Source organism: Gemmatimonadota bacterium (assembly GCA_009835325.1).
GTDB lineage: Bacteria > JAAXHH01 > JAAXHH01 > JAAXHH01 > JAAXHH01 > JAAXHH01.
In genome coordinates, this window is sequence record VXWP01000046.1 from 22,315 (window position 1) to 38,524 (window position 16,210).

The following is a 16,210-nucleotide window of genomic DNA, read 5'->3' on the forward strand; positions in this document are numbered from 1 at the left end:
CGTGGAACAGCGACTCGACGCCGTGGAACAGCGACTCGACGCCGTGGAACAGCGACTCGACGCCGTGGAACAGCGATTGGAACGGATTGAAACGGACGTGGCGGAGATCAAGGACCTCCTGGTCAAAGTACTGGCGAAGTTGTAGTTCGGGTCGATCTGGACAGCGAATGAGGAGACCCCGCCTGCCGCTTAAACTCCTTGAAAGGCCTTCCAATCTTCCTGTATCTTGACAGGCCGTATCTTCACAGCATCGGTGCGCTTACAGGCCTGGACTCCGAGAGCTGTGGGATTGGGCCGGGCACTGGATACGGACATTGGATACTTATGTCGCGCGGCGATAGAAACGGATTCGTTTTTCGAGGGAAGGACCTATGAGTGAAGAACATCAACACGACGATCTGAAAATCGTCGAAGAGCTCAAAGAAGCGGGCGAAAACATACGGACTGAGATTTCCAAGGTCATCATCGGCCAGCAGGACGTGATTCAACAACTGCTGACCGTCCTCCTGGCTAACGGCCACGCCCTGCTGATCGGCGTTCCGGGGCTGGCCAAGACGCTGCTGATCAACACGCTATCCAGGACGCTCGATCTCAAGTTCAGCCGCATACAGTTCACGCCGGACCTGATGCCTTCCGACATCACGGGAACGGAAATCCTGGAAGAAGACCGGACGACCGGTCACCGGGAGTTCAAGTTCATCCGCGGACCGATTTTCGCGAACGTGATCCTGGCCGACGAGGTCAACCGTACGCCGCCCAAGACCCAGGCGGCCCTTCTGCAGGCGATGCAGGAACACGAAGTAACGGCCGCGGGCGAGTCCATGAAGCTCGACGAACCGTTTTTCGTCCTGGCGACGCAAAACCCCATTGAACAAGAAGGCACCTATCCGCTGCCCGAAGCCCAGTTGGACCGTTTCATGCTCAGTATTTACATGGATTATCCGTCCCGAACTGAAGAGATCGAAATCGCCCGGAGTACGACGAGCGTTCAGGAGGCCGAACCGGAGCATATCCTGACGGGGACCGACGTTAAGAAACTGCAGCAGTTAATCCGAAGAGTGCCCGTGGCGGACCATGTGGTCGAATACGCCGTCTCATTGGCACGCATGACCCGTCCGAACGAGCCGGACGCCCCGCCTTTCATCCGCGACAGGGTCAGTTGGGGCGCCGGTCCACGGGCTTCCCAGTATCTGATCCTGGGTGCAAAGGCCCGGTCGGTGCTCATGGGAAACTATACGCCCACGCCGGAAGACGTGCGCGCCCTGGCGCTGCCCGTGCTGAGGCACCGCATCGTGACCAATTTCAACGCCGACGCGGACGGGGTCACCGCCGATGACATCATCACGCAACTGATGGATGAAACGAAGGGCGCCTGATCCTTTCGAAAGGCGCCTGATCTTTCTGCAAGCTCGACAGCACACTAAACAGCACGCCATGAATTCGACCGAATACCGAAAATACCTCGATCCGATGACCGTGTCCCGGCTTGCCCGGCTGGATCTCAAGGCGCGGCTGGTCGTGGAAGGGTTCATCGCCGGGCTGCACAGCAGTCCCTACCACGGGTTCAGCGTCGAATACGCGGAACACCGGCAGTACATGCCGGGCGATCCCATCAAGCACATCGACTGGAAGGTCTTCGCCAAGTCAGACCGGTTCTACATCAAGGAATACGAAGAAGAAACCAATCTGAAATCCTATATCTTCCTGGACGTCAGCGCGTCGATGGAATTCGTGTCTACGGGTATAAGCAAGCTGGAGTACGGGAGATACCTGGCGGCCGCGCTCACCTACCTCATGCTGAGCCAGCAGGACTCCGTGGGCCTGGTGCTGTACGACGAGCGGATCAGGCAATACGTTCCCCCGCGGTCGGTCCGCAACCATCTGCACATCATTCTGCAACGGCTGCACGCCGCGGCGTCCGGATCAGGAACGCGAAGCAGGGCAACGTTTCACTCGCTGGCGGAAAGGATCAAGCGGCGCGGGCTGATCATCATCATATCCGATCTTTTCGACGAACCCGGGGACATCGTCGACAGCATCCGGCATTTCCGCCATCGAAAACATGAAGTGATCGTGTTTCGCCTGCTAGATCCCGCCGAGAAGGACTTCGAATTCCGCCATCCCGCCCGTTTCCGCGACATGGAGACCGGGGAAGAGGTGTATACCCACCCGCACGTGATCCGTGAAGCCTACCTGGGGGACCTGAAGGAACAGGACGAACTGTACACCCGCGTCTGCCGGGAGAACGCCGCGGACTATCTCAGCCTGGACACCGGCACGCCATTCGACCAGGCCCTGTTGACCTTCCTCGCAAAGCGCGCCCATTTGGGCTGACCGGCGCCCTCCAAGGTTGACGCCCGTGCCCACCTGGGCTGACGGCCGCGCCCGCTGCTAACCGGTCAGATGATCGCCGCTTCATCTTCCCTGGAGAAGAAGTGGGCCCTGGCCATGTTCACGAGGAGCGGCAGTTCCGTGTTAATGGCGGGGTCTACGAAGGCGTCCACCCTGGCGATGAACGGGTACCGGCCGGTCGTCATGTAGAGGAAAGTCTCGCTTCCCATGGGTTCCACCACTTCGACGGTCGCCTTGATCTGACGGGCTTCCCGCCAGTCCTTGTTCGCATCCACGGAAGTGATGTCCTCCGGACGGATGCCGAAAGTGACCTCCCGGTCCCGCCAGGGCGACAGGGCCTCCCGCATGCCGTCCGGAATGGGAAGCCGGAGGCTGCCCTCGTCGAAGGCCGCATGCCCGTTGTCGAAAACGACCCTGCCCTCCAGGAAGTTCATGCCCGGACTGCCGATGAAGCCCGCGACGAACCGGTTCGCCGGTTTCTCGTAAAGCTCGAGGGGCGCGGCGACCTGCTGCACCTCGCCGTCTTTCATCACCGCGATCCGGTCGCCCATGGTCATGGCTTCGACCTGGTCGTGGGTGACGTAGACGATGGTCGCCTCGAGGCTGTTATGGAGTTTGCTGATCTCCGTCCGCATCTGCACGCGCAGCTTGGCGTCCAGGTTCGAGAGGGGTTCGTCGAAGAGGAACACCTTGGGCTTGCGCACGATGGCGCGGCCCACCGCCACGCGCTGACGTTCGCCGCCCGACAGCGCCTTCGGCTTGCGGGCGAGGAGATGGCCGATGCCCAGGATGCCGGCGGTCTCGTTGACCCGCGCCTCGATCTCGGCGCGGGGATACTTGCGCAGCTTGAGCCCGAAGGCCATGTTCTCGTACACCGTCATGTGGGGGTACAGCGCGTAGTTCTGGAACACCATGGCGATGTCCCGGTCCTTCGGCGGGACGTCGTTCACGCGTTTCCCGTCGATGTGGATTTCGCCGGAAGTCACTTCTTCCAGCCCGGCGATCATGCGCAGCGTGGTGGACTTGCCGCAGCCCGAGGGGCCGACGAGAACCACGAACTCCCGATCCTTGATCTCCAGGTTTACGTTGCGGACCACGGTGTTCTTGTCGAACCGCTTGTCCACGTTCTTCAGGACTACATCCGCCATGAAAGCACTCCTCCGGGACCTCTCCGGTTGGTCTGTGAGACTCCCGTATTGTGTGACACGCAAGGGTTTTTGTCAATACAATATCCCCGCCTTCCACGCCCGGTATCCGCGCGGTTTTATTTGACTTTGCCCCATAAAAACGTTATTTTGTCTGCTCATTTTTGGGAAACATTCCACTTGCCTGTTGCGCCGTGCGCAAACCCCAGTTAACCGGACTGCCGGGAGGAGTCTTACCATGCCGCTCATCGTCGAACTGGACCAGATCAAGGAAGCCCTCGAAGGCATAGACGTCATTCAGGATATCGAAGACGGTTTCGTCGCCTATTCGCAGGGGAAGGTGCAGGTGCCGCCCGTCGGTGAGATGCACTTCGAGGATCCTCCCGGGAACGTGCATATCAAGTACGGCGCGATCGACGGAGACGACTACTACGTCATCAAGCTGGCCTCCGGGTTCACCGACAACCCGAACGTCGGCGTTCCCCGCGTCCAGGGCATGATGCTGATCTTCAACCAGCGGACCGGTCAGCCTGTGGCGATACTACTCGACGAAGGGTACCTTACCACGGTGCGCACGGCCGCCATGGGGCCGGTCGTGGCCAGGGCCCTCGCGCCGAAGAACGTGAGCCGCATCGGCGTATTCGGCACGGGACTCCAGGCGCGCATGCAGGTAGAGTACCTCAAGGGCGTCGTCGACTGTACGGACGTGATCGCCTGGGGACGTTCCGCCGAGAGCAAGGCCTCCTACAAGAACGAAATGGAAGCCCAGGGATACACCGTCGAGATCACGGATGACGCCGGCGCCGTGGCGGCGACAAGCAATCTCATCATCATGTCCACGCCGTCCCTTTCACCGCTGCTGACCGCCGACCAGGTGCGTCCCGGTACGCACATCACCGCGATGGGCTCCGACACGCCGGACAAGATCGAACTCGATCCTGGCGTCCTCGCGAAGGCCGACGTGGTCGTGGCGGACAGCATTCCGCAGTGCAGGCTGCGCGGCGAAATCGCACAGGCGATGAAGGCCGGCGCCATAACCGAGGACAAGGTGGTCGAACTCGGAAACGTGATCCAGGATCCGTCCCTGGGCCGTACTTCCGACGACCAGATCTCGATCGCCGATTCGACGGGCGTCGCAGTACAGGACATCCAGATTTCCAAAGCCGTCTATCACGCCGTAAAGTAAGGAGCAATCACATGGCAGCGGCCTTCCAGCCTTTCGAACTGGAACGCATCATGTCGGACTGGGAGCAGGTCGTGGAGTACAACCTGTCCGAGAGCGGCGCGCACCCGGTTAAAGTCAGAGAATTGATCGAACACGATCCGGACATCCTGGACCGTATGCTGGATACCGAACTGGGCTACGGATACGCGAATGGCTCGCCCGAACTGCGGGAGGCCATCGCCCAGTACTATCCCGGCGCGACCGCCGAGAACGTCCTGGTGACCATCGGGTGCATCGAGGCCAATTTCATCACGTTCCAGACATTGCTGGAAGGTGGCGGAGAGGTGGCGGTCCAGGTGCCCTGCTACCTCCAGAGCTGGGGACTCGCGCACAACCTGGGCGCCGTCCGGCGGACGTTCCGCCTCGATCCCGACCGCAACTGGGCGCTCGATACGGACAGTCTCGAAGACGCCATCTCGGACGAAACGAAGCTGATCTCCATCTGCAATCCGAACAATCCGTCCGGACAGATCCTGACGGAAGCCGAAATGGACGCCGTCGTCCGTGTGGCCGAAGGCAGCGGCGCCTACCTGCTCGCGGACGAGATCTACGCTGGGTCCGAACGGGAACGCGAGGAAGTATCGCCCACCTTCTACGGCCGGTACGACCGGGTCATCTCTGCAGGCAGCATGTCCAAGTCCTTCGCCATGCCCGGCCTGCGGATCGGCTGGCTCGTCGGTCCCCAAGACCTGATGAAGCAGCTCTGGATGCGCCACGAGTACCTGACGCTGAGCACGGCCAAGCTGTCCAACCACTTCCTCGCGCCGCTGGCGCTGCGCCCCGACGTGCGGAAGGCCATCTTCGAGCGGACGCGGGGCTATATAAGGCGCGGATGGGACAACTACCAGACCTGGATCGACGAAAACGCGGACATCCTGAGTCTCGTGCCGCCCCAGGCGACGGCCATTTCCTTTGTCCGGTACAACCTGAAGACCGATTCCGCGACGCTCGCGAACCGGCTTATCCAGGAGAAATCGGTGCTCATCGGGCCCGGCGACTACTTCGGCGTGCCCAACCATCTCCGCATCAGCTACGGCCTGCCGCCCGACTACCTGAACGAGGGGTTGCGCCGGATCTCCAGCCTGCTCCGCCAGGTCGCCGAGGAAGAGGCCGCCGGATCCGAAAACGAGCGCGGCGCGGCCGCCGGCTGATCACGGGGAGGGCCTGCCATGAAGCCGTCCCTGGATCCGCTGGTACCGGTTGACGAGTTCCCAGTAGCGCAGACCTGCACGTATATCAACGCGGCCAACGTGACGCCCATGTACCGTCCGGCGGCCGCAGCGATCACCGAATGGTACCGGGACGTCGCCGAGCACGGCAGCAACCACTTCGACGAAGAAGCCGAAGCCACGGTCTTCGACGAACTCCACCGGCAGGCAGCCCGGCTCTTCAACGCTTCTCCGACAGACATCGCCGCGGGATCCAGCACCACGGAACTCCTGAGTTCCCTTGCCTGGGCGGTCATTCCCGGCGCGGAGGCCAACGTTGTCAGCACCGACGTTTCCTTCCCCGCCTCGGTCTACCCCTGGCGTCGCGTCGCCAACCACACGGGCTGCGAGATCCGGCTTGCGCACGCGCGGGGAGAGACCGTCGATCCGGATCGCGTCAGGGACCTCGTGGACGACAATACGGCGGTGGTGGCCCTGTCCCATGTGGAGTTCCGCAGCGGCCAGCGCTGGGACCTCGCCGCCTTTGCAGAGATCGCACACCGTCACGGCGCACTGCTGGTCGTGGATGCCACGCAGTCCGCGGGCGCGGTGCCCATCGACGCGCCCGGCATGGGCGTGGACGCCGTGGCCGCCGGGGCGTACAAGTGGCTGTGCGGCCCATTCGGCGTGGCCGTCATGTACCTCGCGCCGCACCTCTACACGAGCCTCGAACCCGGCCTGGTGGGTTTTCGAAGTCAGAAGGACATCTGGGATATCCGCACCGATCCGCCCGACTACCCGGAGGACGCGTCCCGGTTCGAGTTCAGCACCATGGCTTACGGGCTGTCCGGCGGGTTCGCGAAATCGATCGGGTTCCTCGTGGACACGGGGATCGACCGGATCTTCGAACATAACCAGGTCCTGGCCGACCACCTCATCGACGGCCTGGCCGCGATCGGCGCCGAGGTCACCTCCCCGCGGGATGCCGACCAGCGTTCGGCCATCGTCACCGCCCGTTTTCCGGGCCGCGATGTCTCCGAAGTGGCTCGGTACCTGAAGCAGGCCAGCGTCATGGTCGCCCTGCGCGGCCCCGTGATCCGCTTCTCGCCCCACCTGTACAACCGGATGGCCGACGTGGAACGGGCGCTTGAAGTGATTTCCGGAATGCCCTGATTCCGATACCGGACCGGTCCGAAAAAAAAAACCAACCATGTACAAGTACCAGTGGTACCAGTCGATCTACGACAACTTTCCCGCCATTGCTGAAGAAGCCCGGAAATACGGCGAGAAAATCGGCACGCTGAAGCTGAAGCAGGACATCGGCCTGTACGCCGGAAGCTCGGCCAGACCGGGCAACCTGCCCGATTACGTACTCGACGCGATCGTGGAAGCCAACCGGGGCGGCAAGACCTACCCGGTCCGGGTGATCGAGGACGAACTACGCGAAGTCGTCAAGGACGTCTACGGCGACGAGTACGACGCGGTGGCCGCCAATACCTGCGAAGCACTGCTGCGCCTCACGCTCGAAACCCTGTGCGCGCCGCCCTCCATGCGCCACGGCGACATCTACCGCGGCCGAGTGCTCATGCCCTACGGGGAGGATTACGAGTGGATCGGCGGATACGGCCGGGCCTTCCCGCCGCGGTACAAGAACCTCCTCGTGGACCGGACCATCGCCGGCGGCGAACTGGGCATCGAGAACAAGAGCCTGGCGAACCTCGAGACGCTCTACGTCCGCATGGCCGGCGCGAAGTACGATCCCCACGGGATCCGATACAATCCCACCTCGCTGCTCACCGCCGTCGACGTGGACGGCACCATCGAAAACGTGAAGAAAGCAGCCGAAAGAAACGCTTCGCTGCTCACGGGCATCGCCACGGTGGGGTACGACACCCCCAGCTACGGGCTCGGAGAGCAGGACGAGCAAGGCGCGCCTATTCTCCTGAAGAAACTGGCCGACGTGGCCCGGGATTACGACGTACCATACATTGTCGACACTGGCGGCTCGATCCCCATCGTGGGCATGGACCCGAGGGACATCGGCTGCGACATCATCACCTTCAGCATGGACAAGCCCGGCCGCGCACCCGCGTCGGGACTGCTCATCGGCAGGGAAGAGACCATCAACCCAATCCGCAAGGGCATGGGCCTCGGCGGCCAGCGCTACGGCGAGCTGTCCTCCCACGGAAAGGCGGTCTATACCTTCAGCGATCCGGGCCGGGACACCCTGGTGGGCCTGACCGCGTACCTGAAGGTCCTGCGCGACCGGCCCCGACTGGTAACCGACCCCGTGGACCGGTTCCACGAAATCATCGTGGAGGAGTTCTCGCAGCTGGAGCCCGCACGCTTCCGCGACGACCTGATCTTCACGAAGACCTACCAGCTGGGAGGCACCGAACTCAACTACGAACGCACGTGGAAGGACGGCGCCTTCGGCATCCCGATCTTCAACCTCGAAGACCTGTGGGCCAACACCAACCCCATCGTGCTCGCCCAGGAGCACATGGGCGTCGAACCCGCCACGATCTACAGTGGGAAGATGTTCCTCGGTCCCGGCTTGGGCACGTTAGACCGGGAGGGGAACCTGATCGAGGAATACGCGGTGCTCGGCGCGAAGACCCTGGTCAAGGCCGTGGAAATCGTGTGCCGGCATGCGGGGTTGGAGGATTGACTGTTACGTTGTCTTGACGACGAAGTACTTGCATGTGATATTGAAATGTGATATCATATGACATGAACAGTCGTCAGCGGTAAATTCTGGAAGCGGTTTTTACCGACCCGATATCCTCGAACATAGAATGGCGACAAATCGAGACTCTTCTTGTTTCAGTGGGTTGTGAAGCAATAGAAGGTCGTAGATCCAGAATAGCTTTCAAGTACGGGACGCATCGAGCAGATTTTCATCGACCTCATCCGGGCAAAGAGGCTAAACCCTATCAGGTACGCGCTGCACGGGAGTTTCTTACATGTATGGGAGTAACACCATGAAGCCGATGCGCTACAGGGGATATCCAGCACGCATCGAATACAGCGATGAGGACGGATGTTTCGTCGGCCGCGTGGCTGGTATTCGCGACATCATCACGTTTCACGGAGAAAGCGTTGGAGAAGTTCGCGAGGCTTTTGAAGAGGCGGTTGAGTTCTACCTGGAAAGCTGTGACGAACGGGGCGAGGCTCCGAACAAGCCTTATTCCGGGAAACTCCTGTTGCGAATAGATCCTGAAATCCACGCAGCAGTAGCCGAGGCGGCCGATGTCGACGGCGTGAGTATAAACCAGTGGGCTGGAGAAAAGCTGTCAGAGGCGGTTGTTCAAAAACACTGATTCCGGAAAGTTCGTCGGATACCCTTCCTTAACCTGCACCGCGTATCAATTCCATCCCACGTCTTCCAGCACAAGCGACTCCATTTCATCCCACTGGCCGGAGGGCAGATCCTCCTCGCACAACTGCGCCAGTTCTTTCTCGAAGAAAAACGCCTCCTCGCCGAAGGCCGGCTCGAGGTCGTCCAGCCAGATGGCTTCTCTATCGTACCGGGCAAAAAACGGCCGCAGGACCCAGTCGGGATTGCGGCCCTGCAGGAACCGGAGGGCGATGATCTTCTCCCCGTGGATCTCGCTGATGCCCAGTACGTGGACCTTGCCGGGATGGGCCGACATGCTGGGTCCGCGCACGGTCCGGCAGATGCCGCTAACCTGCTGATAGGCGTTCTGAAAGATCTCCCAGGCCTCGACCATCGGCACGGCGAAGAAATGCTGAACGCCGGTGTCCCGCACCATGAACATGTAGTACGGCACCATCCCCAGGTCCACCTGCCTGCGCCACATGGCCGCCCACGTATCCGGATCGTCGTTGATGTTCCTCAGGATGGGCGACTGCGTGTAAACCTTCGCTCCCGTTCCGCGAATCCGGCTGACCGCCTCTGACACCACGTCGGGCCGGAGTTCGGCGGGATGGCTGCAATGGGCCATGATGGCCAGGTGCTTGCCGGCGCGGTTGATCCGTTCGAACAGCGCCAGCACGTCGTCCGCATCCGGGTCGGTGAGGTACTTGTAAGGCCAGTAGGCCAGCGATTTCGTCCCGATCCGGATCGTGTGCAGATTGGGGAGATCGGCCTTCAGCAACGCATCGATATACACGCTGAGGTTCTTTGCCCGCATGACCATGGGATCGCCGCCCGTGAAAAGCACATCGGTGACCTGGGGATTGTCTTCGAGGTATCTGATGAGACTTTCGACCTCGCGGCTGGCGAACTTCAGTTCATCGATGCCCACGAACTGCGGCCAGCGAAAGCAGAATGTACAGTAGGCGTGGCAGGTCTGGCCCTGGGAAGGGAAGAACAGGACCGTTTCCCGGTACTTGTGTTGCATGCCGTCCAGTTTCTCGTTGTCCTCCCTGGGGACGTTGTGCTCGAGCTGACCCGCGGGCTGTGGGTTCAGATCCCATCGGATCCGGTTCACGGTCCGTGCCATTTCCGCTTCCCCCGCCCCCTTTTTCACCAGGGCCGCCACCTCGTCGAAGTGGTCTGGCGACAGCATTTTCCGTTGCGGAAAGGTGAGCTGGAACATGGGATCGTCAGGGATGTTCTCCCACTGGATCAGGTGCTCCACCACGTGGGAATTGGTCCGGAAAGGCAGAACCCGCGCCACGACTTCCATTTCGAATTTCAGGTCGTCCGGGAGTCTGTCGATCTGAGGTATTTTTCGGTAGTTCCTGAGATCGTATATCCGAAACCTGGGGGTCTTGCCGTTCATGTTTCTGATCATGGTACTTTCCTTACTGATAACCGGGATCCGGCGCCCGGATATCGAAACCGCCCCGCGTGCTTCCTACAACACGACTCGATTCGGGTAGTGACAGGGTGGGGCGTCGGACTATCAATTGCAACGCGGACCCATGAGTGACGGCTCAGACCCAAAGAAGTCGGCTCGGAACGGAGAAGGGCGGCTCGGACCCATAGAAAGTGGCTTGGACCCGTGAAGTTCGATCCGCGCGGGGCGAAAAGAAAAGCCGCGATGGGATCGGAATCCAGGCGGCTTCAGGCACGGATGCCCGTGCATCCACGAGCCGCCATCGCCCCGGGTGGCACAAACAAGAAGGCCGTCCGGGCCTAAAATAGAGAGAAAGCCGTTCCGCGAGAACTATCGGAGACGCTCAACTAGTGACGCTCAATGAGCGCGAATCCCGAGGGATACGTCTTTGTCGCGCAGTTACCCGCTGTCGCCGGTTAGTTATGTGGGAGACCATTTTCGGCGGGGGCAACAACCGCGATAGAGCAGGCTACGCAGACACTGCCTCGCGCCGCGGGAGGACGATACGTCCACTTAAACCTCCTTTGGGTGAGGGCGTGTTCAGGGGAAGATCGGTACAGTTTCAAGATAACCGAAGGCGCACCGCGCTTCAAGTCCTTTCGACCAATGGCGCGAAGCCTGGCCTTCTTGCACCTGTGCTTTCCAGGAGAAGGAACTAACCGAACTTTGCGAACCAGTCCGTTCCGAACAGCCGCTCTGCCGCCGCGATGCGGTCCGCGCTTCCGAGATCCGCCCACCGCGCTTCTTCGGCCCGATAGGCTCGAATTGGGCTGCCCGTACCCGCCAGATCCAGGAAGAAGTCGATGATCGAAAAGGGACCGGTACTGGTCATCTTGCGCAACGCCTCTGGGGACACGACGTAGACGCCCATGAAGGGCAGGGCGGTAACGGGACCCTCCATCGACCGGACCGTGCGCGTCTCTCCCGTGATATCCGAACGCCAGCCGCCCAGCCGTCCCGCCCTATCGAAAAGCAGGTGACGCGAACTCTTCCTTCCCTTCACGGCCAGGGTGGCCAGAGCGTCCGAAGCCGAACCGGCATTCGAGGCGCGGTGGACCGTCATCAATTCGGAAAGATCCAGGTCGGTCAGCACGTCCACGTTGTGCACCAGGAACGGCTCCTCGCGGTCGAAGAACCACGCGGCCTTGCGCACCCCGCCGCCCGTGCCCATGATCTCCTCCTCCACGGATACGGTCAGCGAAACACCGGGGCCATCGTGCGCGGCCGCGAAGGCCTCGATCTGATCCGCGAAATGGTGGGCGTTGATGATGATGTCGGTGAAACCATGGCGGGCGAGCCGCCTGATCACCCAGTAAAGCATGGGCCTGCCGGCCACTGTCACGAGCGCTTTGGGCCGGGCGTCGGTGAGGGGCCGGAGCCGGGTGCCCAGGCCCGCCGCAAGGATCATGGCCTTCACGAATCCTCCTGCTCCCGGTGCCTCAGGCGGACCACGACCCCCTGCCGGCCCGCCAGGTGCGCCGCCAGCCGCTCCGCGAAGTACACCGATCGGTGCTGGCCGCCCGTGCATCCGAAGGCGACGGTCAGGTCCGTGAACCCGCGACGCAGGTGGTGATCGACCGCCCGGTCGACCATGGTCCGCACGTCCCCCAGGAAGGACCGTGCCTCCTCGAGTTCGTCCAGGAAGGCCGCCACCGGTGCGTCCTTTCCCGTCAGATCCGCGTATGCCGGAATGCGGCCGGGGTTCTTCACGATCCGGCAGTCGAAGACGAACCCTCCGCCGTTTCCGCTCGGATCCCGGGGCAGGCCGAGATGATAGGAGAAACTCCAGAGGTGGACGGTCAGTCCTTCACCGGAAACCTCGCCCATACGCCGGAGCGCCGGATCGTCGACGATGCGCGACCAGGCACGGTTCAGCTCAGGCAGGTCGACTGGCAGGCCGGCCCGCTCGAGCAACCCCTCGAGGTTACGGACGCCGTGGGAGATGCTGGTCAGGAAGTGGGACTTGCCTTCGTACAGGCCACGGTACCCGTAAGCGCCCAGCGCCTGCATGAGACGGACCAGGGCGTAACCGTAATAGTGCGCGAGGAACGCATCCCGGCGAAGGGGGGCATACTCGCCGGCCGCTTCGACATAGTGATCCAGGAGTTCGTCCCGGATCTCCCACGGGATGTCGGCCTTGGCATCCTGCAGGAGAGACGCTACGTCGTATTGAAGCGCGCCCTGCCGCCCGCCCTGGTAGTCGATGTAATGCGGATGTCCCTCATGCCACATGATGTTGCGGGACTGGAAGTCGCGGTACAGGAAGTAACGTGTATCCGCTTCCAGGAGGAACGCCGTGAGCCGCTCGAAATCGTTTTCGAGGGCCTGCTCGTCGAAGTCGACAGGCACGAGCTTCAGGAAGTGGTACTTGAAATAGTTCAGGTCCCACCGGATGGACTGGGCGTCGAACCGGCTCCTGGGGTAACAGACCGAAAAGTCCAGGTCCTCCGCCGCGGTGACCTGGAATCGGGGCAGGTCGTCGAGCACCTGCCTGTACATCGCGACCATTTGATCCGAGAAAGCGCCTTCCTCGGCGCGGGTGGCGGCCACCCGGCTGAACAAGGTCTCGTCACCCAGGTCCTGCTGCAGGTATACGCCCTGTTCCAGGTCCTCGGCGAAGATCTCGGGCACCGGCAGGCCGTGGCGGTTGAAGTGGCGCGAAAGCGCAAGGAAGGCGACGTTCTCCCGGCGGTCGGAATTCGCCGCGCCGATAACGGTCGATTCACCTTCCAACAACCGGTAGTACTGCCGTCTCGAGCCGTCCGCGCCCAGATTGGCGATGCGTGTCGGCGCACGGCCGAACGTGCGGCGATAGAGACGTGCCAGCCTGTCCTGGGCATCACGAGTCATGGTCGCCTGTCCCGGCCGGGTGCGGTCCGGCGTCTCATCAACCAGGCCGCTTCATGATCAGGAGCAAGGGTCTGTGATCGGTGGGATACATCCGGCGCGCGTCGTTGTTGTTGTCGAGAATGACGTAGACCCGGTCGCGGTCCATGGCGAGCCCCTCCGCCGTCTTCGCGCCGAACTGTTCGTGTTGATAGAGGTATTCCGGGTCGTTGACGATATGGGCGAAGGACCAGATCGTCGAGGGGCTGTCCACGTCCAGGTACCGGATGGTCTTCCGGATGGTCGCGGTGCTTCGCTGCAGGATGTATACGTTCTCGACCTCCCGGTGCAAACCCGTGTAACTGTTCGCCGAGCCATGATTGGCGATCTCCACGATCCGCTGCACCGGCGCCATGTCGACTTCGATCAGGCCGCAGGGCTCCCGTTCCGCGGTGACCAGGAACCGGTCCCGCGCCATCAGTGTGATGCCTTCGAGATACCCGCCGCGCGTCTGGAAGAGACCCGCCGATGCGCCTACTTTCCGGAGGCTCGTGGTGACCCAGGACGCCTTCTTTCCGTCCGCGTCGACCTTCAGAATGGCGAACGCCCCTTCGCTGGCGAGATAGAAGCTTCCGTCGTCATCGCGGGTGATGCCCTCCAGGTCCAGCCTGAACACCCCGAAGGGTTTTGGCGCTTCGAACCGGATATGCGGAACGAATACCGCGGCATCCTCCCGGAGTTCGATCCGGAAGATGGTATCGTCGTGCTTGTCGGAAACGGTGTACAGGGTGTCGTTATGGATGAAGAGTCCCGATGGCTGGTTGGATTCGGGACCTTCCACGGGGAGGACGCTGATGGCTTCGAGGAGGACCGGGTTTTCCTGCGCTGCGGCCAGCCCGGGCATCCAAAGCAGGGCCGATGCGCATAGGGCGAGCGGCGCGAGTAGGAGGCGGAATCCGAGCGGCTGGCGTGGCGCGGCCGGTAAACGAGGGGCGTCCGGACCCCGCTTTCTCCCGGAAATCCTCCTACTCCCCATCTTCCACCTCGGCGATGTATAACTTGTGCCAGCGGAAGGAACCCACGGTGCCGTCGTCGTTTACGGCATAGCCCTTCAGCCAGGGCTTCCGGAGCTGCAGGCCCATCTTGTGATAGAGGAACGCGCCGGGATAGTCCGCCACGTGTACGGCCGAGGCTTCACGGTACAGACTTTCCCGGATCTCCGGATTCAGTTCGGCCGCGGCCGCATCCACGAGGCGGTCGAAGGTGGGATTGTGCCAGTCCTGCCGGCCGTGGCCCCGGGGCTGCGAGTGCCAGATCATGTCCAGTATGTTGCGGGGGTCGAGGAAATCGGCGCCGAAGGCGATCAGCCCGAGGTTCATGTTCCACTCGTACAGATGGTCCATGTAGGTGTGCAGGTCGGCCGTCCGGATGTCCACGTCGACGCCGAGATGCTCTTTCAGCATGCTTTGTATCGCCACGCCGATCAGGCGGTCGGAGGGCGTAGGCGCCCTGAGCCACAGCTCCTGGCGGGGGAAACCCTGTCCACCCGGATATCCGGCCTCCTGCATCAGTTGCCGGGCCCGTTCGGGATCGAAGCCCTGTACCGCGGCATGCGTGTCGCCCTCGAATTCCCTGAAGCCGGGCGGGATCATGGAATAGGCCGGTACGGCCCCTCCCCGAAGGATGATGTTGCAGATGTTGTCGCGGTCCATCACCCGCGTGAAGGCTTCCCGGACGCGAATGTCGTTGAAGGGCGGCAGCTGCGTCCTGAAGAAGAGATACCAGGTATTCAGTCCGTGAAAGCGCACGAGATCTTGCTTCAGGTCGGGATCACGCTCGATGCGTTCCAGGTCGTTCACGTCCACGTTCTCCATGTCGACCTCGTCGCTCTCGTAGGGAAGGATGGTGGCCGCGGCCGCGTTGCGAAAAGGGTGTATCACCTTCTCCAGGAAGGGCTTGTGGGGGCCGTTGTAGTAGGGATTGGGAACAAGCGTCATGTGGCTGCCGTTGACCCACTCCGTGACCATAAAACCGGAATTCGTAATGATGTTCTGCGGTTCGGTCCACTTGCGGCCGTATTTGTCCACGAGCCGCTTCGGCACCGGCATGGCGTCGCCGAAAGAAACGATATGGGGCAGGTAAGGCGCCCGCTTTTCCGTCTCGATGACCAGGGTCGAATCGTCCACGGCACGGATGCCCAGGGACGTGAGATCCTTGTTCTCCCCCTTGACGATCGCTTCGGCGTTCTTGATGTCGTAATAGAAGAAGGCGTAGATGTTGGTGGATTCAGGATCAAGCATCCGGCGGTAGGAATACACGAAGTCATGGGCCGTCAGCGGCGATCCGTCGCTCCAGCGCATCCCGGACCTGAGATTGAAGGTCCAGACTATCCCGTCATCCGAGCCCCAGCTGTGCGCGGCGCCCGGGATCGGGTTCCAGTGCTCGTCCTTGAACAGCAGGGCCTCGAAGGGCAGGATCGTCTGCTCGGTATCGTAGGGCTCGATACTGGGGTCCAGGCTCTTGGGCTCCGGACTCATGGACCGCAGCACCTGACGGGAGGCGTCCACGGCGTCGTCGGGCAACGTCACGCCGATCGAGTTGACGCGGCCGCCTTCCGTGGCGGTCCCCGTCTGTTCCCCGCCACGTTCACTTTCGCCGCAGGAAACCAGCAAGAGGATCGATACAAGTACTGCGGGAGTGCGCATA

General features: G+C 61.8%; 12 protein-coding genes and 2 pseudogenes. 8 read left to right on the top strand and 6 right to left on the bottom strand.

What is annotated here, in order from left to right:
* Window positions 1–371: 371 nt before the first annotated feature.
* Both F4Z81_05730 and F4Z81_05735 read left to right on the top strand, forming a co-directional pair.
* A complete protein-coding gene (locus F4Z81_05730; GenBank protein MXW04553.1) occupies window positions 372–1,376 on the top strand; it encodes a MoxR family ATPase in 1,005 nt (334 codons plus the stop codon).
* A 58-nt stretch (window positions 1,377–1,434) separates the two neighbouring features.
* On the top strand, window positions 1,435–2,334 hold the full coding sequence (locus F4Z81_05735; protein ID MXW04554.1) for a DUF58 domain-containing protein: 900 nt from the start codon (window positions 1,435–1,437) through the stop codon (window positions 2,332–2,334).
* A gap of 65 nt (window positions 2,335–2,399) precedes the next feature.
* Here the strand turns inward: F4Z81_05735 and ugpC are convergent, their stop codons facing one another.
* A complete protein-coding gene (gene ugpC / locus F4Z81_05740) occupies window positions 2,400–3,500 on the bottom strand; it encodes a sn-glycerol-3-phosphate ABC transporter ATP-binding protein UgpC (protein MXW04555.1) in 1,101 nt (366 codons plus the stop codon).
* 235 nt (window positions 3,501–3,735) lie between these two features.
* On the opposite strand from ugpC, the gene F4Z81_05745 reads away from it, so the two are divergent.
* The 6 genes and pseudogenes from F4Z81_05745 to F4Z81_05770 all read left to right on the top strand — a co-directional run bounded on the left by F4Z81_05745 (window position 3,736) and on the right by F4Z81_05770 (window position 9,193).
* Window positions 3,736–4,683, top strand: a complete 948-nt coding sequence (locus tag F4Z81_05745; GenBank protein ID MXW04556.1) for an ornithine cyclodeaminase family protein — start codon at window positions 3,736–3,738, stop codon at window positions 4,681–4,683.
* Between the two features lie 11 nt (window positions 4,684–4,694).
* The gene (locus tag F4Z81_05750) at window positions 4,695–5,873 is read left to right on the top strand and encodes an aminotransferase class I/II-fold pyridoxal phosphate-dependent enzyme (protein MXW04557.1); all 1,179 of its coding nucleotides are present in this window, start codon (window positions 4,695–4,697) and stop codon (window positions 5,871–5,873) included.
* An 18-nt stretch (window positions 5,874–5,891) separates the two neighbouring features.
* Window positions 5,892–7,043, top strand: a complete 1,152-nt coding sequence (locus F4Z81_05755) for an aminotransferase class V-fold PLP-dependent enzyme (GenBank protein MXW04558.1) — start codon at window positions 5,892–5,894, stop codon at window positions 7,041–7,043.
* Window positions 7,044–7,080: 37 nt separating this feature from the next.
* Complete coding sequence (locus tag F4Z81_05760) at window positions 7,081–8,541, top strand: hypothetical protein (protein MXW04559.1); 1,461 nt, start codon at window positions 7,081–7,083, stop codon at window positions 8,539–8,541.
* A gap of 62 nt (window positions 8,542–8,603) precedes the next feature.
* Window positions 8,604–8,858 (top strand): annotated as a pseudogene (locus F4Z81_05765) (type II toxin-antitoxin system HicA family toxin).
* Entirely contained in the window at window positions 8,855–9,193 is a 339-nt protein-coding gene (locus tag F4Z81_05770; GenBank protein MXW04560.1) for a type II toxin-antitoxin system HicB family antitoxin, read from the top strand. Before F4Z81_05765 ends, F4Z81_05770 begins: the two are co-directional and overlap by 4 nt.
* Before the next feature lie 120 nt (window positions 9,194–9,313).
* Here the strand turns inward: F4Z81_05770 and F4Z81_05775 are convergent.
* From F4Z81_05775 to F4Z81_05795, 5 genes and pseudogenes are all read right to left on the bottom strand, one after another.
* Window positions 9,314–10,633 (bottom strand): annotated as a pseudogene (locus F4Z81_05775) (lysine 2,3-aminomutase).
* Between the two features lie 700 nt (window positions 10,634–11,333).
* A complete protein-coding gene (locus F4Z81_05780; GenBank protein ID MXW04561.1) occupies window positions 11,334–12,095 on the bottom strand; it encodes a nucleotidyltransferase family protein in 762 nt (253 codons plus the stop codon).
* The gene (locus F4Z81_05785; protein ID MXW04562.1) at window positions 12,092–13,528 is read right to left on the bottom strand and encodes a phosphotransferase; all 1,437 of its coding nucleotides are present in this window, start codon (window positions 13,526–13,528) and stop codon (window positions 12,092–12,094) included. Before F4Z81_05785 ends, F4Z81_05780 begins: the two co-directional genes overlap by 4 nt.
* Window positions 13,529–13,565: 37 nt before the next feature.
* Window positions 13,566–14,540, bottom strand: a complete 975-nt coding sequence (locus tag F4Z81_05790; protein ID MXW04563.1) for an esterase-like activity of phytase family protein — start codon at window positions 14,538–14,540, stop codon at window positions 13,566–13,568.
* Window positions 14,530–16,209: a peptide ABC transporter substrate-binding protein gene (locus tag F4Z81_05795; protein MXW04564.1), complete on the bottom strand. Its 1,680-nt coding sequence runs from the start codon at window positions 16,207–16,209 to the stop codon at window positions 14,530–14,532. The genes F4Z81_05790 and F4Z81_05795 overlap by 11 nt, the downstream gene beginning before the upstream one ends.
* Window position 16,210 lies beyond the last annotated feature (1 nt).